General features: G+C 68.9%; 16 protein-coding genes and 2 riboswitches. Of the genes, 7 read left to right on the plus strand and 9 right to left on the minus strand.

Annotation, left to right across the window (positions count from 1 at the left end; all coding sequences use genetic code 11):
- Positions 1 to 5: 5 nt before the first annotated feature.
- From Q8A52_RS41075 to Q8A52_RS41115, 9 genes are all read right to left on the minus strand, one after another.
- Complete coding sequence (locus tag Q8A52_RS41075) at positions 6 to 1397, minus strand: M1 family metallopeptidase (protein WP_316761746.1); 1392 nt, start codon at positions 1395 to 1397, stop codon at positions 6 to 8.
- Positions 1398 to 1496: 99 nt separating this feature from the next.
- On the minus strand, positions 1497 to 2756 hold the full coding sequence (locus Q8A52_RS41080) for an ABC transporter ATP-binding protein (RefSeq protein WP_316761749.1): 1260 nt from the start codon (positions 2754 to 2756) through the stop codon (positions 1497 to 1499).
- 14 nt (positions 2757 to 2770) lie between these two features.
- Entirely contained in the window at positions 2771 to 3865 is a 1095-nt protein-coding gene (locus Q8A52_RS41085; protein WP_316761752.1) for an ABC transporter ATP-binding protein, read from the minus strand.
- Positions 3862 to 4860 carry an ABC transporter permease gene (locus tag Q8A52_RS41090; RefSeq protein WP_316761754.1) on the minus strand — a complete coding sequence of 333 codons (999 nt, stop codon included), beginning with the start codon at positions 4858 to 4860 and terminating at the stop codon, positions 3862 to 3864. The genes Q8A52_RS41085 and Q8A52_RS41090 overlap by 4 nt, the downstream gene beginning before the upstream one ends.
- A gap of 110 nt (positions 4861 to 4970) precedes the next feature.
- A complete protein-coding gene (locus tag Q8A52_RS41095; RefSeq protein ID WP_316761756.1) occupies positions 4971 to 6770 on the minus strand; it encodes an ABC transporter substrate-binding protein in 1800 nt (599 codons plus the stop codon).
- A gap of 70 nt (positions 6771 to 6840) precedes the next feature.
- Positions 6841 to 7848: an ABC transporter permease gene (locus Q8A52_RS41100; RefSeq protein ID WP_316761758.1), complete on the minus strand. Its 1008-nt coding sequence runs from the start codon at positions 7846 to 7848 to the stop codon at positions 6841 to 6843.
- Between the two features lie 503 nt (positions 7849 to 8351).
- Positions 8352 to 9131, minus strand: a complete 780-nt coding sequence (locus tag Q8A52_RS41105) for an enhanced serine sensitivity protein SseB C-terminal domain-containing protein (protein WP_408649344.1) — start codon at positions 9129 to 9131, stop codon at positions 8352 to 8354.
- A 139-nt stretch (positions 9132 to 9270) separates the two neighbouring features.
- Complete coding sequence (locus tag Q8A52_RS41110) at positions 9271 to 10062, minus strand: enhanced serine sensitivity protein SseB (RefSeq protein WP_316761763.1); 792 nt, start codon at positions 10060 to 10062, stop codon at positions 9271 to 9273.
- Between the two features lie 66 nt (positions 10063 to 10128).
- On the minus strand, positions 10129 to 10797 hold the full coding sequence (locus tag Q8A52_RS41115; RefSeq protein WP_316761766.1) for an AAA family ATPase: 669 nt from the start codon (positions 10795 to 10797) through the stop codon (positions 10129 to 10131).
- A gap of 176 nt (positions 10798 to 10973) precedes the next feature.
- A riboswitch (glycine riboswitch) is annotated at positions 10974 to 11070 on the plus strand.
- Positions 11071 to 11187: riboswitch (glycine riboswitch) on the plus strand.
- 38 nt (positions 11188 to 11225) lie between these two features.
- Here Q8A52_RS41115 and gcvT point away from each other — a divergent pair.
- From gcvT to Q8A52_RS41150, 7 genes are all read left to right on the plus strand, one after another.
- Entirely contained in the window at positions 11226 to 12344 is a 1119-nt protein-coding gene (gene gcvT / locus Q8A52_RS41120) for a glycine cleavage system aminomethyltransferase GcvT (RefSeq protein WP_316761769.1), read from the plus strand.
- A gap of 122 nt (positions 12345 to 12466) precedes the next feature.
- Complete coding sequence (gcvH, locus tag Q8A52_RS41125; RefSeq protein WP_316761771.1) at positions 12467 to 12844, plus strand: glycine cleavage system protein GcvH; 378 nt, start codon at positions 12467 to 12469, stop codon at positions 12842 to 12844.
- A 14-nt stretch (positions 12845 to 12858) separates the two neighbouring features.
- Entirely contained in the window at positions 12859 to 14121 is a 1263-nt protein-coding gene (gene glyA, locus Q8A52_RS41130) for a serine hydroxymethyltransferase (RefSeq protein ID WP_316761773.1), read from the plus strand.
- Between the two features lie 100 nt (positions 14122 to 14221).
- Positions 14222 to 15589 (plus strand): L-serine ammonia-lyase, encoded by a 1368-nt coding sequence (locus Q8A52_RS41135; RefSeq protein ID WP_316761776.1) that lies wholly within the window; start codon positions 14222 to 14224, stop codon positions 15587 to 15589.
- 164 nt (positions 15590 to 15753) lie between these two features.
- Positions 15754 to 16734, plus strand: coding sequence for a phosphatidylinositol-specific phospholipase C domain-containing protein (locus tag Q8A52_RS41140; protein ID WP_408649345.1), 981 nt, complete (start codon positions 15754 to 15756; stop codon positions 16732 to 16734).
- A 93-nt stretch (positions 16735 to 16827) separates the two neighbouring features.
- Complete coding sequence (locus Q8A52_RS41145) at positions 16828 to 17385, plus strand: GH25 family lysozyme (protein ID WP_316761781.1); 558 nt, start codon at positions 16828 to 16830, stop codon at positions 17383 to 17385.
- Between the two features lie 150 nt (positions 17386 to 17535).
- Entirely contained in the window at positions 17536 to 18213 is a 678-nt protein-coding gene (locus tag Q8A52_RS41150; RefSeq protein ID WP_316761784.1) for a Crp/Fnr family transcriptional regulator, read from the plus strand.
- The last annotated feature ends 3 nt before the right edge of the window (positions 18214 to 18216 follow it).

Consider the following 18216-nt stretch of genomic DNA (forward strand, 5'->3'; position numbering starts at 1 on the left):
AAGGATCAAACGACAGGTTTACCTGTCGTGAACAGCCACGACTGGAACAGATCGTCCAGCTGCCGTCCGCTGATCCGCTCCGCGAGCCGGATGAAGTCGTCCGTGTCCGCGTTGCCGTAGCGGTGCAGCCGGGTCCACGCGGGCAGCAGCCTGAAGAAGGCCGCGTCACCGATCCGCTCCCGCAGCATCTGGAGCGTCATCGCACCGCGCTGGTAGACGGCGGAGGCGAACATGGTGTCGCGCTGCGGGTCGCCGACCACGATCTGCCAGAAGGCCGAGTCGGCGGGGCGGACGTTGTAGGCGGCGAGGAAGGAGTCGTGTGCCGAGCGGGTGCCCTGGTGTTCCGCCCACAGCCACTGGGCGTAGGTGGCGAAGCCCTCGTTGAGCCAGATGTCCTTCCACCGGGCCACGCTGACCGAGTCGCCGAACCACTGGTGGGCCAGCTCGTGCACGATCGTCGTCTCGCTGCGCACGGCCGAGTAGGCGGGCTTGGACTGCACCTCGAGCGAGAAGCCCGCCTCGGGCATGTCGTCGACGATCGCGCCGGTCTCCTCGAAGGGGTACGGCCCGAAGACCTGGGACCAGTAGTCGGTGGCGGCCGCGGTGACGGCGTACACGTCCACGGCGTTGCCGCCCACGAGGGCCGGGTCGATGGCGACGTAGATCGGGATGCCACCGGGGGTCCGCCCCGTCCGCACGTCGAACTTCCCGATGGTGGCGGTGACGAGGTAGGTCGCCATGGGCCTGCTCTCGCGCCAGTGGGTGTACGTCGAGTCGCCCTTGTCGTACGTGGAGACGAGCCGGCCGTTGGACACGGCGGTCAGGCCCTTGGGGGCCTTGATCCGGATGTCGTAGGCGGCCTTGTCGGAGGGGTGGTCGCTGGACGGGAACCAGGTGGAGGCCGCGTTGGGTTCGCAGGCGACGAAGACCCCGTCACCGGTCTTCATCCAGCCGTAGTCGGAACCGAAGACGATGGGGCCGCCGAGGGGTTGGGGGACGCCGCCGTAGGTGACGGTGACGGTGAAGTCCCGGCCCCTCGGCAGGGTGCCGCGCGGGGTGACGGTCAGCTCGTCGCCGTCGCGCGTGAACTCGGCTCGTCTGCCGTTCACCGCGATCCTCGTGACCTCCAGTTTCTGCAGGTCGAGGTCGAAGGAGGAGAGCTTCTGGGTGGCGCGGGCGGTGAGGGTCGTACGGCCGTCGAGGCGGCCGGTGGCCGGGTCGTACGCGATGTCGAGGGCGTAGTGCCGGGCGTCGAAGCCGCCGTTGCCGAGCTGCGGGAAGTACGGGTCACCGATGCCGGGGGCGCCCGGGGTGGGGGCGGAGGAGGCGGCGATGACCAGGAAGGAGGCCGCCGCGGTGGCGACGGCGCCTAAACGTGCCGAACGGGAGAGTGCCATGAGTCGTCCCTTCGAGCGTGTGTCTGTCAGTGGACGGACACGGTCGACTCTGCGCTCTCCCGTTCGGGCATGTACATGACTTTGCCCAGTTGTCATGCGTTACTTGTCGGTTGACTCCTGGGAGTCGGCCGCGGCGGGCGCCTCGTCGTCCTCGGCGGGAGCCTCGGCAGCGGCCTCGGCCTCGACCGCGGGCTTGTCCTCCACGGCCTCCGACTCCGCGACCGCTGCCGCCACCGCGGCCGACGTCTCGGCCGAGTCCTCCAGGACGGCGTCCGGCACCAGCTCCGACGCCTCCTTGGCGGCGGAGATGAGGACCGTGTCCTGGGGGGCCTGGTCGGCGAAGTTCTCCGGGTGGTGGCAGGCGACCCGCTGGCCGGGCCTCAGCTCGATGAGCTGCGGCTCGGTCGTCTTGCAGATCTCCGTCGCCTTCCAGCAGCGGGTGTGGAACCGGCAGCCGGAGGGAGGCGAGATGGGAGACGGCACATCGCCCTTGAGCAGGATGCGCTCGCTCTTCGCGGACTTCCGCTTCGGGTCCGGGATCGGCACGGCCGACATCAGCGCCTTGGTGTACGGGTGCATCGGCGCCTTGTACAGCGACTCCCGGTCCGCCAGCTCGACGATCTTGCCGAGGTACATCACCGCGATCCGGTCCGACACGTGCCGGACGACCGAGAGGTCGTGCGCGATGATCACGTACGTCAGGCCGAGCTCCTCCTGGAGGTCGTCCATCAGGTTGACGACCTGCGCCTGGATCGACACGTCCAGGGCGGAGACCGGCTCGTCGGCGACCACCAGCTTGGGCTTCAGGGCCAGCGCGCGGGCGATGCCGATGCGCTGACGCTGACCGCCGGAGAACTCGTGCGGATAGCGGTTGTAGTGCTCGGGGTTGAGACCGACCACCGACAGCAGCCGCTGGACCTCCTTCTTGATGCCGCCCTCGGGCTCGACGCCCTGCAGCCGGAAGGGGGCGCCGACGATCGTGCCGATCGTGTGGCGCGGGTTCAGCGAGGAGTACGGATCCTGGAAGATCATCTGGACATCGCGGCGCAGCGGGCGCATGCCCCCCACACCGAGGTGCGTGATGTCCTTGCCCTCGAACTCGACCGTGCCGCCGGTCGGTTCGAGCAGCCGGGTGATCAGTCGGCCCATCGTGGACTTGCCGCAGCCCGACTCGCCCACGACGCCCAGGGTCTCACCGGCCCGGACCTCGAAGTCGATGCCGTCGACCGCGTGCACCGCGCCGACCTGCCGCTGCAGCAGCCCCTTCTTGATCGGGAAGTGCTTCTGCAGGCCGGTGACCTTCAGCAGGACCTCGCCGTCGGCGCGGTCGGCGCCTTTGCTCTGCGCAGGAATCGTCACTGCTTTCTTGTCACTCACAGCTTCGGCGCAATCTCTTCGGTCCAGATACGCTCCCGCTGCTCCTTGCTCATGTGGCAGGCGGCCCAGTGCTTGCTGCCGACCTCGGTCAGCTCGGGGCGGACCGTGCGGGTGACGTCGTCCTTCGGGATGTCCGCGTACGGGCAGCGGGGGTTGAAGGCGCAGCCGGACGGGATGTTGATCAGTGAGGGCGGGGAGCCCTTGACCGGGATCAGGCGGTCCTGCTGCTCGCGGTCGAGGCGCGGCATCGAGCCGAGCAGGCCCCAGGTGTAGGGGTGCCGGGGCTCGTAGAACACCTTGTCCGCCGGTCCCCGCTCGACGCAGCGGCCGCCATACATCACCAGGATGTCGTCGGCCAGCTCGGCGACGACGCCCAGGTCGTGGGTGATGATGATGACCGCGGAGCCGAACTCCTTCTGCAGATCACGGATCAGGTCGAGGATCTGCGCCTGGACGGTCACGTCCAGGGCGGTGGTCGGCTCGTCCGCGATGAGCAGCTCGGGGTTGTTGACCAGCGACATCGCGATCATCGCGCGCTGACGCATACCGCCGGAGAACTCGTGCGGGTAGTTGTCGACGCGCTTGTCGGGCTGCGGAATGCCCACCCGGTCGAGCATCTCGACCGCCCGCCTGCGAGCGGTCTTCTTGTCGACGTTGTGGTGGGTCCGGTACGCCTCCACGATCTGCTGGCCGATCGTGTAGTACGGGTGCAGGGCCGACAGCGGATCCTGGAAGATCATCGCCATCTCGCGGCCACGCAGCTTGCGCACATGGTCGGGGTCCGCGGACAGCAGCTCGGTGCCGTCCAGCCAGATCTCACCGGAGATCCGCGCCTTGCGCTTGCCGTACTGGCCGGCGGTGTGCAGGCCCATGATGCCGAGCGAGGTCACCGACTTGCCGGAGCCGGACTCGCCCACGATGCCGAGGGTCTTGCCCTTCTCCAGCGTGAAGCTGAGCCCGTCCACGGACTTGACCAGGCCGTCGTCGGTCGGGAAGTGCACCTTCAGGTCGCGCACTTCGAGGAAGGCGGTCGGGGTGTGCGCGGAGGTGGGCTCGCCCACGGCGGCTCCGGTCTTGCTGAGTTCGGTCATGACAGCCTCACGCGGGGGTCGATCACGGCGTACAGGATGTCCACCAGCAGGTTGGCGATGAGCACCGCGAGAGAAGTGATCAGGGTGACGCCCAGAATGATGGGCAGGTCCTGGTTCTTGATGGCGTCGAGGACGGCACGGCCGAGACCGGGCAGGTTGAACGTCGACTCCGTCAGGATGGCGCCGCCGATGAGGGCGCCGAGGTCCATGCCGAGCATCGTCAGGATCGGCGTCATCGTGGAGCGCATGGCGTGCTTGCCGATGACGACCTGCTCCTTGAGGCCCTTCGCGCGTGCCGTGCGGATGTAGTCCTCACCGAGGATCTCCATCATGGTGGCGCGGGTGATCCGGGCGTACATCGCCGCGTAGAGGAAAGCGAGGGTGATCCAGGGGAGGATCATGCCGCCGAACCAGCCGCCGAAGCTCTGGTCGAGGGGCACGTACTTCGCGTCGATCCACTTCAGACCGAACGCGAAGACCGCCAGGGAGAGCATGCCGGTGAAGTAGATGGGCAGAGAGACACCCGACAGCGCCACGAGCATCGCGCCGCGGTCCCAGAGGCTGCCCCGCTTGAGCGCGGAGAGCACACCCGCCGCGACACCGAAGACCAGCCACAGTACGGCGGCACCGAGCGCGAGACCCAGGGTCACCGGGAAGCGGTCGGTCAGCACCGGCCAGACGGCCTGCTCGCTGCGGAAGGAGTAGCCGAAGCACGGCGCGGCACAGTGGGTGACGTCACCGCCGGCCGCGTAGGTGCGGCCCGCGAAGATGCCCTTGAAGAAGTGCCAGACCTGGGTGTAGATCGGGTCGCCGAGTCCCAGCTTCACGCGTACCGCTTCGACGGCGGCCGGGTCGGCCTGCTTGCCCACGAAGCTCGTGGCGATGTCCACGCCCGCCCACTTGGGGACGAGGAAGAAGATGCCGAAGACCACCATGACGATGACCACGAGCATCACTGCGGCGGCGAACAGCCGCCTGATGAGGTAAGCGAGCACAGCTCTCGGCCCGCCGCGGACCGCGGGCCACCGGAGGTCGTCCGGTGGCCCGCGATCACGCGTCGCCGGCCTTCACCTGCCTTTCGTGCCGTTCGGCGGGTGTGCCGGGTTTACTTCGCTGACTTCAGGCCGAGGTTGACGAAGTCGTACATACCGCTGTAGCCGTCGGTGGTGTACACGTTCGCCAGGTTGTCCCCGCGCCAGTTGATGAACTTCTCGAAGACGAAGGGCAGGTAGTACGCGCCCTCCATGACCTTGTGGTTGATCTCCGTGGAGATCTTGGTCTTGCCCGCGTCGTCCAGCGTGTTGACGTACTGGTCGAACAGGCCGTCGATCGCCTTGTCCTTGATCAGCGCGTAGTTCGAGTTACCGCTCTGCAGGATGTACTTGCTGTCCCACAGCGGCAGACCGAAGCCCTGGACGGACGGGAAGTCCGGACCCCAGCCCATGATGATGATGCCGTAGCCCTTCTTCTTCACGTTCGAAGGGCTGCCGATGATGCCGGTGGTCTGCGAACCGTCGTACTGGTCGATCTCGGCGGTGATGCCGATCTTCTTCAGCGACGCCTGCAGGGACTGGGCGGTGGCCACCTCGACCGGCTTGTTGTTGCGGACGGCGATGGTGGTCTTGAAGCCGTTCGGCTTGCCACAGGCCTTCAGCGCAGCCTTGGCGTCGGCCTCGTTGCCGCTCTTGTTGTCGCCCGCGAGCTTGTACGGGTCGTACTTCTGGCCCTCGGCACCCGCGACGGACGGCGGGAGCATGTTGGTGCCGATGTCGCCACCGGCGACCGGGCCACCACGGGCGGTCTGCAGCGACACGTGGTCGGCGCCGAGGATGACGGCCTTGCGGCACTCGATGTTGTCGAACGGCTTCACGCTCTGCGGGAAGACCGCGTAGCGGATGTAGCCGGAGACCGGGTTGTCCAGGTTGGCCTTGTGCTCCTTCAGGGCGGTGGTGCGGCCCTGCGGCGACATGCCGGTCTGGTTGATGTCCAGGTCCAGGTCACCGTTGAGCAGACGCTGGTCCAGCTGGTTGGCGTCCGAGAAGAACTGAACGGTGATCTTGTCCGGGTAGGCCTTGCGGATCGGGTCCGAGGCCTGGCTCCACTTGTCGTTGCGGACCAGGGTGAGGTCCTTGCCCGGGCTGTACGAGGCGAACTTGTACGGGCCGGAGGAGAACGGGTGCAGACCGTACTTGGACTTGGTGTCCATGTCCTGGCGGACCGGGGACGCCGAGACCAGGGCCAGCATCTCCTCGAAGTCCGAGTTGGCCTTCGGGAGGTGGAAGACGATGGTCTTGTCGTCCGGCGTGTCGATCGCCTTCAGACCGAGCTTGTCCTTGGCGGAGTCCTTGTACGGGCCCTTGTACGCGCCCTTGGGGTCGAGGACGTCCTTCAGGTACACCGGACCACCGGACAGCACGTCCTGCGCCCAGACGCGCTCGATGCCGTACTTGATGTCCTTGGACGTGATCGGCTTGCCGTCTTCCCAGGCGACGCCGTCACGCAGGGTGTACGTGTAGGTCTTGCCGCCGTCGGAGACCTTGGCGAGACCGGTGGCGAGGTCCGGGGTCAGCGTGGCGCCGTCCTTGCCGGGCTCCGTCTTGTTCGTGACGAGCTGACGGCTGTAGTAGCGCGCGAAGTTCCACATGAAGCCGTAGTAGCCGCGCGTGGTGTCCCACGAGTCGGCGTCCTGGGCACCACCGAAGCGCAGCGTGCCGCCCTTCTTGGCGAGGTCGGCCTGGGCAACCTTGTTGTTGGCCGCGTCGAAACCGGCCGCGCCCGTCTTCGAGCCCTTGTCGCCGTCATCGCTGTTGCCGCCGCCGCACGCCGCCGTGGTCAGCAGCGCGGTGACCGCGGCAGCAGCGGCCAACGCCTGCTTCCGCCGCCCTGAGGTGCGTTGGGTAGTCACGATCTCGGATCCTCCGGATATTGATGAGAGACCCCGTGGCAGTGCCACGGGACGCTTGGGGTAAGGCGGTTCAGCGGGAGCCCTTCGGGTCCAGCGCGTCCCGCACGCCGTCGCCGAAGAGGTTGAAGGCAAGAACGGTCACGAAGATCGCCACACCAGGGACCACCATGTACATGGGGTCCGACTCGTAGTAGTCGATCGCGCTCGAAAGCATCTGCCCCCAGGAGGCGGTAGGCGGCTTGACGCCTACGCCAAGGAAGCTGAGTGCCGCCTCGGTGAGGATGTTGGTCGGGATCATCATCGTCGTGTACACGACGATGGGCGCGACGAGGTTGGGCAGGAGTTCCTTGAAGAGGATGTAGAACCGCCCGGCGCCCAGCGACCGGGCAGCCTCGACGTACTCGCGCTCACGCAGTGAGAGTGTCTGTCCGCGCACCACGCGTCCGATGTACGGCCAGCCGAAGAACCCGATGACCAGGATCATCACGAACACCCGCACGCTGGAACCGGTCAGGCCGAGCATGTCGTTCGGCATGACGGAGACCAGGGCGATGGTGAACAGGAGCTGCGGGAAGGCCAGCAGACCGTCCATGACGCGGCTGATGACGGAGTCGACCCAGCCGCCGAAGAAGCCGGCCAGGATGCCCAGCACGGTGCCGAGAACGACGGCGACCATGGCGGACAGGAAGCCGACCAGGAGCGAGACCCGAGCACCGTAGAGGATGCGGGCGAAGATGTCGCGGCCGTTGACCGGCTCGACACCCAGCAGGTGGTCTCCACTGATGCCCCCCAGCGACCCCTTGGGGGTGCCGAACAGCGGGTCGATCAGGTTCTCGTGGTAGGCGTCCGGGTCCTGCCCGAGCAGGTTGGTGATCACCGGCGCGAGCAGGGCGAGCGCGATGAGGGCAAGCACGACCACGCCACCCGTGAGGGCGAGCTTGTCCCGCTTGAGGCGCTCCCAGGCGATGCGGCCCAGGGAACGTCCCTGTACGGCCTTGTCGCCGGCAGCGGCAGCCGCCGCTTCCTCGGCCGCGCTCGGGGCCGCTTCCGCAGTCGGCTCGTGCAATGGTGCCGTCATCTGGCAGGGACCCCTCTCAACCGGCGGTAGCCGGCCCGCACTTGCCGCTGGTAGCGGCCTCATTCAGTCCGTCGTACACAGGGGCGAACCCCTTGAAGTGGGAGTCTTCAACGCTTCGGCGATCAGTTGCCAGCCTTGACCGTGAATGGATGCGCAACCGTGATGCAGGCTGTGGTTACCCGTTATGCGGACGGGGAGTTACGGGGATCGAACGCCGACAAGTAGCGTTCTTCCATCGCAAAACATCCCAACTCGCACCATCCCGCGCCATCCAACGCCATCCGGCGCCATCCACCCGGCTGTGACGGCAATCACACAAGAGGGTCGAGGTGTCACCCTTGTGTCGCTTAAGGAACTACCGTGTGTTCCACGCCGTGACCGCGAAGCTCTTCTACTCCACGTGCGTCTCGAAGCACGCGTGCACGCCGAAGCCGTGACCGGGTGACAGCTACCGAGTGACATGACTGTGCCCGTCTCTCGACCGAGAGGCGGGCACAGTGCTGTCAGTGGACGCCGGGTGCGGGCGGGTAACCGTAATTGGCGGCCGGGGCCGGGTGCTGGGCCTGCAGTTGGTGCTGGGGCACGGCCGCGTGCGCCTCGCGGTCGTAGAACGGGCGGGCGCCGGCCCGCATCCACATCACGACCGGGTCGTACTCGTCCGTCATCGCCACCGTCGACACCGGCAGCCCGTCCGGGACCGCGCCGATGGACTGCTGCATCATCGCGCGCACCGAGTCGACCGCCGGCGGGGAGGTGTCGTACACGTCCAGGCCGATGGCCAGGTACGGCGCCCCCAGCGCCGGCTGCACCCAGGCCCGGCGCAGCGAGCGGACCGCCGGGGTGCGGTGGGCGTTCTGCGCCAGCAGGGCGTAGAACTGCGGGATCTCGATGGCCGGTTCGGACAGGTGCAGCGGACCGGCGGGCTGGCGGTCCAGTCCGGTGGCGATACGGCGCAGGTCGAGCCAGGGGATGCCCACGCCGCCGCCGGGCGCATGCGGGTTCAGCCAGAGGCCGTACTGGTCGGGGTAGAGGGTGCGGGCCACGTCGAGGCCGTCGACGACCTCGTACGACCGGTTCCAGCCGCTGGCCGACAGCTCCTGGGCGGAGGTGACGCAGGGGGCGTAGCCGTACCCGTCGACCTCCATGTTTCCGTACTGGGCGTCCGGGGAGCCGGCCTGGCCGTGCCACAGGAGCATCCAGACCTGGCCGGAGGACGGCGTCGCGAGTGCGCGCAACAGCGCCTCGTAGGCGTCGTAACGCCCGGGCGTGACTTGCCGCAGCATGTGCTCGACCTGTCCGGTCGCGGTGCCGCTGCCGCTCGCGCTCACCTGGTTTACCGCCCCTTCGAGAAGTTGCCCCGCGTATGGAAACAGCTTAAGCGCCCGATGGCCCGGGACCCGGTGCGCGTGGGCGAAGCGCGCTTCAGTGGCCGTACTGGTAGAAGGGCCTGACGTTTTCCCTCATCCAGTGGCCCACCGGGTCCTCCGCCACGTCGAGCAGTACGAGGTTGACCGGCCACGGCACCGGGACCTTCCCCAGGGCCTTGCCCAGTGCTTCCAGCGGGAGTGCGCGCAGGTCGCCCTCCCACTGGGACAGTTCGACGCCCACGAACATCACCGGGTCCGCGGTCTCGATCACGGCGAGGCAGCGGCGGGCCGTGGCGACCACGCCCGTCTCGGCGAACTCCGCCGAGGCCGCGGCGAGGAAGTCGACCGGGTCGTCCTGCCAGTCGGGTTCGTAGAGGCGGACGCGACCGCCGGTCGAAGGGCCGTCGAGCTCGGTGCGCCCCGCCCGGCACAGCTCGGCGACCGCGTCCGGCGGGAGCGGGACGCCGACCACGCCGTCCGGGTTGACCGCAAGGCCGACCTGCGGGGGCAGACCGCGGGCGAACTCCACGGCGGGGGCGATGGTGTACGACATGTGGGAGCCGACGACCTGGCGGAACTGCTCCTCCGAGCTGAACACCGGGACGTACACCTGGCCGTGGATCTCCATCGTGGGCAGATCGAGGGGACCGCTGTGCGGGCCGCCGCCGCTGGGCAGCGGGATCCACACGAAACTGCGGCTCAGGACCTCGACGATCCGGGCGCCGGCCGACGGCACGCCGAGGGACGCCGACAGCACCTCCTCCAGCTCGTTGCCGGGCCATCCGCCGTGCGGATGGGGGTGTGCCTGTGCCGGGAAGTCCGTGGGGAAGTCCGCCGGGAAGTCCATCTGCCTACCGCCTGCTGGGAACCACTGGTATGGCTGGAAAGGCTAGCGGGTACCGGTACCCCGGCTTCACCCCGCGAAGCCGATCCGGTGCAGGACGTCCGCCGCGGCCCGGTCCAGCAGCACCGCCGAGCCGCAGCCCGCGGGCAGCTCGCCCCGCTCCACCGCGCGCAGGAGGCGGGCGGCTGCCGTGCGGTGGCGCAGGAAGGCGTAGCGGGAGACGCCGCGGCCGCGCTCGCGCTGGCCCTCCAGCGCGGTGTCCGGGGTGACGTCGAGCAGCAGCAGGTGCAGGGTGCCTCCGCGGCGGCGGGCCTCGCGGGCCAGCCAGTCGCGCACCCAGGTCTGGGTGCCGCAGTCGTGCACGACGACCCCCTCGCCGGAGCGCAGGGCGCGGCGCAGCCCGGCGTAATGGGCGAGGCGGACCAGGGGGCGGTAGAGCGCGTACGGCAGGAGGCGGGGCATACGGGCGTCCCAGCGGTCACGGGTGTCCTGGGAGTCGATGCGCGCGCCCCGGACCGCACGCTGCATCAGGGTGGACTTGCCGCTGCCCGGCAGGCCGGTGATGACGACCAGGTCGCGGGGCCCGAAGAGCAGGCCGTGCGGGCTGTGGCCGACGCGCTCGCGCAGATCGCGGACGACCGGTGCCGGGCGCTCGTCGCAGCGCCCGCGGGCCGGGGCGGCCGGCCGCTTCGGCAGTGCCATGCCCGTGGTCGTGGCGTACGCCGTGGTCCTGTTCACCGTGATCGTCCTCCCCTTGGGCTCGGAAATCCCCTGCCCGTCGAGCGTAAAGAGAAGGTAATGCCCGGTGCCTCGCGTTTTCATGCGCGTACTGCCACAGCCCGGTTACAGAAGCCGACCTGCCGTGCGCGGGCGAGGCGTGCAATGATGTGGCCGCCAACTGCATACCGGCCGTTTGAATCCGCGCGGGAGAGTCCTCGGCAGCACTGCCGGGGCGCCGAAGGAGCAAGTCCCTCCCTTGAATCTCTCAGGCCCCGTTACCGCGCGGGCGAGGCACATCTGAAAAGCGGGCCGCCGTGACGGCGGCTCCACCCAAGGTGCAAGCCGTGTCCGTCCCTGATAGGGGTGGTCATGGCGAACCTCTCAGGTTCCGATGACAGATGGGGAGGAACGACCTCGCCTGTCATGCCTTGGGAGACAACCGACCGATGAGCAGTACCGAACTCCGTCATACCGCGCTCGATGCGCTGCATCGTTCGCTCGGTGCGACCATGACCGACTTCGCCGGCTGGGACATGCCGCTGCGCTACGGCTCCGAGCGCGACGAGCACATCGCCGTGCGTACGAAGGCCGGACTCTTCGACCTCTCGCACATGGGCGAGATCACCGTGACCGGCGCGGAGGCGGCGAAGTTCCTGAACTTCGCGCTCGTCGGCAACATCGCCTCCGTCGGGGTGGGCCGCGCCCGCTACACGATGATCTGCCAGGCCGACGGCGGCATCCTGGACGACCTGATCGTCTACCGGCTGGCCGAGACCGAGTACATGGTCGTGGCCAACGCCTCCAACGCCCAGGTGGTCCTCGACGCGCTGGCGGAACGTTCGTCCGGCTTCGACGCCGAGGTCCGCGACGACCGCGACGCCTACGCCCTGATCGCCGTCCAGGGCCCCGAGTCCCCCGGCATCCTGAAGTCCCTCACCGATGCCGACCTGGACGGCCTGAAGTACTACGCGGGCCTGCCCGGCACCGTCGCCGGCGTCCCCGCGCTGATCGCCCGCACCGGCTACACCGGCGAGGACGGCTTCGAGCTGTTCGTGAAGCCGGAGCACGCCGTGGAACTGTGGCAGGCGCTGACCAAGGCCGGCGAGGGCGTCGGCCTGGTCCCCTGCGGCCTGTCCTGCCGCGACACGCTGCGCCTGGAGGCGGGCATGCCGCTGTACGGGCACGAGCTGACGACCTCCCTGACGCCCTTCGACGCCGGCCTCGGCCGGGTGGTGAAGTTCGACAAGGAGGGTGACTTCGTGGGGCGCGAGGCGCTGACCGAGGCCGCGGCCCGCGCCGAGCAGAACCCGCCGCGCGTCCTGGTCGGCCTGGTCGCCGAGGGGCGTCGGGTCCCCCGCGCGGGGTACGCGGTCGTCGTCGGCGGCGCGGTGATCGGCGAGGTCACCTCGGGTGCCCCCTCCCCCACGCTGGGCAAGCCCGTCGCCATCGCCTACGTCGACGCGGCGCACTCCGCGCCCGGTACGGCGGGTGTCGGCGTGGACATCCGCGGCAGCCACGAACCGTACGAGGTCGTGGCCCTGCCCTTCTACAAGCGCCAGAAGTAAAGACCGATCAGCCAGGCCCTGCGCCCGCCCGCTGTGATGCCGGGCACATCACCCCTGCTCACCTGCGGTTTCAGTACTCCCCCAGTCATCAGCACATTCCCGCGTACAGGAGAATTCAGGCCATGAGCAACCCCCAGCAGCTGCGCTACAGCAAGGAGCACGAGTGGCTGTCGGTCGCCGAGGACGGCGTCTCGACGGTCGGTATCACCGAGTTCGCGGCCAACGCGCTCGGCGATGTCGTCTACGCCCAGCTCCCCGAGGTCGGCTCCACGGTGACCGCGGGCGAGTCCTGCGGCGAGCTGGAGTCCACGAAGTCGGTCTCCGACCTGTACTCGCCGGTCACGGGTGAGATCACCGAGATCAACGAGGACGTCGTCAACGACCCCTCCCTGGTGAACTCGGCCCCCTTCGAGGGCGGCTGGCTGTTCAAGGTACGCGTCACGGACGAGCCGGCCGACCTGCTCTCCGCCGACGAGTACGCCGCCCACACCGCCGGCTGAGGAGTCGTAGACGTATGTCCGTCCTGAACACGCCCCTGCACGAGCTCGACCCGGACGTGGCCGCCGCGGTCGACGCCGAGCTGCTCCGCCAGCAGTCCACCCTCGAGATGATCGCCTCGGAGAACTTCGCTCCGGCCGCGGTCATGGAGGCCCAGGGTTCGGTCCTCACCAACAAGTACGCCGAGGGCTACCCGGGCCGCCGCTACTACGGCGGCTGCGAGCACGTCGACGTCGCCGAGCAGATCGCCATCGACCGGGTCAAGGAGCTGTTCGGCGCCGAGTACGCCAATGTGCAGCCGCACTCGGGTGCCTCGGCCAACCAGGCCGCGCTCTTCGCGCTGGCCCAGCCCGGCGACACCATTCTCGGTCTGGACCTGGCCCACGGCGGTCACCTGACCCACGGCATGCGGCTGAACTTCTCCGGCAAGCAGTTCAACGTGGTCGCCTACCACGTGGACGAGGCCGGCCTGGTCGACATGGCCGAGGTCGAGCGGCTCGCCAAGGAGCACCGCCCGAAGGTGATCATCGCCGGCTGGTCGGCGTACCCGCGGCAGCTGGACTTCGCCGGGTTCCGCCGGATCGCCGACGAGGTCGAGGCGTATCTGTGGGTCGACATGGCGCACTTCGCCGGTCTGGTCGCGGCGGGTCTGCACCCGAACCCGGTCGAGTACGCCGATGTCGTCACCTCCACCACCCACAAGACGCTGGGCGGCCCTCGCGGCGGCATCATCCTCGCCAAGAAGGACTTCGCGAAGAAGCTGAACTCCTCCGTCTTCCCGGGCTTCCAGGGCGGTCCCCTGGAGCACGTGATCGCGGCCAAGGCGGTCTCCTTCAAGGTCGCCGCCTCGGAGGACTTCAAGGAGCGCCAGCGCCGTACGGTCGAGGGCGCGCAGCTCCTGGCCGAGCGGCTCACCGCGGCCGACGCCCGCGAAGCCGGGGTCAACGTCCTGACCGGCGGCACCGATGTGCACCTGATCCTGGTCGACCTGCGCGAGTCCGCGCTGGACGGCCAGCAGGCCGAGGACCGCCTCCACGAGGTCGGCATCACGGTCAACCGGAACGCGGTCCCGAACGACCCGCGTCCGCCGATGGTGACCTCCGGCCTGCGGATCGGTACGCCGGCCCTGGCGACCCGCGGCTTCACGGCCGAGGACTTCGCCGAGGTCGCGGATGTGATCGCGCAGGCGCTGAAGCCGTCCTACGACGCCGAGGCCCTGAAGGCCCGGGTCAAGGCCCTGGCCGACAAGCACCCGCTGTACCCGGGGCTCTCCAAGTAGTTCACCCCGGCGCAGGCACCGCGCACACTGGAGGCGCACGTTTCTTCCGTGGGCGCGGTGCCCCACCCCTTCGCACCACCCCCCGTACTGAGGAGTCACCGTGGCCATCTCGGTCTTCGACCTGTTCTCGATCGGCATCGGCCCGTCCAGCTCCCACACGGTGGGGCCGATGCGCGCGGCAGGCATGTTCGCCCGCCGGCTGCGCAACGAGGGACTGCTGGAGTCCGTCGCCTCCATACGTTCCGAGCTGTACGGCTCCCTCGGCGCCACGGGCCACGGCCACGGCACGCCCAAGGCGGTGCTGCTGGGCCTGGAGGGCGAGTCTCCGCGGACGGTGGACGTGGAGACGGCGGACGAGCGGGTGGAGGAGATCAAGTCGGGCCGGCGGATCCGTCTCCTCGGCGAGCACGAGATCGCGTTCTCCTTCGACGACGACCTGAAGCTGCACCGCCGCAAGACGCTGCCGTACCACGCGAACGGCATGACCCTGTGGGCGTACGACGCCGAGGGCACGGAGCTGCTCTCGAAGACGTACTACTCGGTGGGCGGCGGCTTCGTCGTCGACGAGGAAGCGGTCGGCGCCGACCGGATCAAGCTGGACGACACGGTTCTGAAGTACCCCTTCCGCACGGGCGACGAGCTGCTGCGCCTGACGAAGGAGACGGGTCTGTCGATCTCCTCGCTGATGCTGGAGAACGAGCGGGCCTGGCGCACCGAGAAGGAGATCCGCGAGGGCCTGCTGGACATCTGGCGCGTGATGCAGGCGTGCGTGTCCCGCGGCATGTCCCGCGAGGGCATCCTGCCGGGCGGGCTGCGGGTCAAGCGCCGGGCGGCCGTCACCGCCCGCCAGCTGCGCGCCGAGGGCGACCCGCTGGCCCACGCGATGGAGTGGATCACGCTCTACGCGATGGCGGTGAACGAGGAGAACGCGGCCGGCGGCCGTGTGGTGACCGCCCCCACGAACGGCGCGGCGGGCATCATCCCCGCGGTCCTGCACTACTACATCAACTTCGTCCCCGGCGCCGACGAGGACGGTGTGGTCCGCTTCCTGCTGGCCGCCGGCGCCATCGGCATGCTCTTCAAGGAGAACGCCTCCATCTCCGGTGCCGAGGTCGGCTGCCAGGGCGAGGTCGGCTCCGCGTGCTCGATGGCCGCGGGCGCCCTCGCCGAGGTCCTCGGAGGCAGCCCCGAGCAGGTCGAGAACGCGGCCGAGATCGGTATGGAGCACAACCTCGGCCTGACCTGTGACCCGGTCGGCGGACTGGTCCAGATCCCGTGCATCGAGCGCAACGGCATGGCCGCGGTGAAGGCGGTCACGGCCGCCCGTATGGCCATGCGCGGCGACGGCTCCCACAAGGTGTCCCTGGACAAGGTCATCAAGACCATGAAGGACACCGGCGCGGACATGTCCGTCAAGTACAAGGAGACGGCCCGCGGCGGACTGGCCGTGAACATCATCGAGTGCTGACCGGCCGGCTCTCCTCTTTTTGATGTTCCTCCCGGGGCTACCGGGCAGTAATCGCATTCCCCTACGCTGCCGCCAACTCGGCGACAACGAAGGGGAGTTGACACGTGCGCTCGGTTGGTGTGGTGAGACGGGCGGCGGCGCTGCTGGGTGCCGCCGCCCTGCTGATGGCGGTTCCGGCGAACGCCCACGCGGCGTCGCCCAAGTTCTCCGAGACGACGGCGATCGGCACGCACAACGCGTACGACAAGGCCAAGTACACGTACTTCGCACAGGCGTTGGACTCCGGCGCCTCGCTGCTCGAACTCGACGTCTACGTCGACAGCCTCACGCACCGCTGGCGGGTCAGTCACAGCAACCCGCTGGGGAACAACAACAACTGCGAGGCCGCGAAGACCCCGGGCGAGCTGTACAGCAAGGCCCGCAACCAGGACTTCGGCTCCTGCCTGGACAACATCGCGGCCTGGAACCAGCTCCACCCGGACCACCCGCCCATCGTGTTCAAGGTCGAGATGAAGGTGGGCTTCAACGGCAAGGCGGGCATGGGCCCGGACGAGTTCGACACGCTGGTGTCGCAGAAGCTGGGCGGCAGCGTCTACAAGCCGTCCGACCTGCTGGGCTCGAGCTACTCCACGCTCGACGCGGCGTCGAGGGCGAACGCCTGGCCCACTCGTGACGCGCTCAGGGGCAAGTTCCTCTTCGAGCTGATCCCGGGCACGGTCGAGCAGGCCAACCCCTTCGACAGCTACTGGACGGACGAGGAGTACGGCGACCATCTGCGCGACCTGTACGCGGCCGGGCGCATCTCGGCGGCCCAGGCCTTCCCTGCGGTGCTCGGCGCGGCGAACGGCGACCCGCGCACCGGCCGCTACGACGCCTCGATCCGCCCCTGGTTCGTGTTCTTCGACGGTGACGCGGCGACCTATGTGAACAGCGCCTACGACACGTCCTTCTACTCCACGAACCACTACTTCCTGATCACGACGGGAGCGGACGGCGTGTCCCCGGCGATCTCGTCGACCGCCCCCACGGACGCGGAGGTCGCCGCCCGGCTGTCGCTGCTGGCGGGGGACCACGCGAGCATGATCACCTCCGACTGGTCGGCCAAGTCGGCGTCGGTACTGGGATCGGTGACATCCCGAAGCTGACGAATCCCGGCGCGCGTACGGATCACACGTGCAAAGGTGGGACTGACAACACATCAGCTCCTGTCCCCCCACTGGCACTTCAGGGAGTCCCGCATGCTGCACGGCATCGACGTGAGCGCGTTCCAGTCCTCCTCGTACGACACGGACGGCCTCTCCTTCGCCTTCATCAAGGCGACGGAGGGGCGTTCGTACGTCAACCCGAGACTCGCCGCCCAGACCAAGACCGCCCGTGACGCCGGACTGGTCGTCGGCTTCTACCACTTCCTGTGGCCCGGCCATCTCACCGCGCAGGCCGAGTACTTCGTCGGGCACGCCCCCGAGCGGGCGGGCGACATCCTCGCCGTCGACTGGGAGACGACGAGCGACGGAACGCATGCGAGCAACGCGGAGAAGGACCTGTTCATCCGGAAGGTCAAGGAACTCCGGCCGGACAACAAGGTCGTGCTGTACGCCAACCGGAACTACTGGCTGGACGTCGACGTCACCTCGTACGCCGGTGACGGCCTCTGGATCGCCGACTACGTCACCGCGGGCAAGCCCCGTATCAAGGCCAAGTGGCTCTTCCACCAGTACACCAGCGATCCGCACGACAAGGACGTCGCCGCCTTCGAGAGCAGGGCCGAGCTCCGGGAGTGGGCCGCCGACGCCTGATCGGGTCACACTGGTGCGGTCCCGGTACGGTGGCCCGACGACGGGAGGGTGGGGCATGACGAAGACGGGTTCGATACGGGTCGTGGGGCGGTGGGCGCGGCGCTCGTCCGCACTCGGACCCCTGCCCCCGCGGCCATTGGGCTGACCGCCGTGGCTCTTCGCCCCGCGCCCTTCTGGGAGGCACTCGACGCCGATGACCGGACCGCGTTGCTCCGGGCGGCGACCCGGGTCGTGGTGGAGGCCGAGCGGCAGTTTCTGACGCAGGGCGAGGACTCGGACCATCTGGTCGTGCTGGTGCACGGCTGGGTCAAGGTGGTCGCCCAGTCGCACGCCGGCTACCGGGCCCTGCTCGCGCTGCGTGGTCCCGGCGAACTCCTCGGCGAGCAGGCCTCGGTGGAGAGCGGGCGGCGCTCGGCCTCGCTCGTCGCGGCGACCCCGGCCGATCTGCTGCAGCTGCCCGCCGTCCGCTTCCACATCCTCGCCCGCGCCAGGCCCGGCATCGCCGCCGCCCTGGAACAGACCCTGTCGCGGCGGCTGCGCGAGGCCGACCTCCAGCGCGTCGGCATCACCGAGCCGGTGCCCGCCCGGCTCGCCGCCCTCCTGCTCGACCTCGTGGAGCGGTGCGGCATGCCGGAGCCGGACGGCACCGGCCGCCGTCTCGCCCTTGCCCTGTCCCAGGACGACCTGGCCGGCCTGCTGCTGACCTCCCGGCGCACGGTGAGCCGCGTGCTGGAACAATGGCGGGCCAGGGGCTGGATAGTGACGGGGCGTCAGTCGCTCTCGATCCGGTCGGTGGATCAGCTGAAGGCGCAGGCCTTCGGTGGGTGAGGG

The sequence above is a fragment of the Streptomyces herbicida genome (assembly GCF_032656585.1).
In the GTDB taxonomy this organism is placed as follows: Bacteria; Actinomycetota; Actinomycetes; order Streptomycetales; family Streptomycetaceae; genus Streptomyces; species Streptomyces herbicida.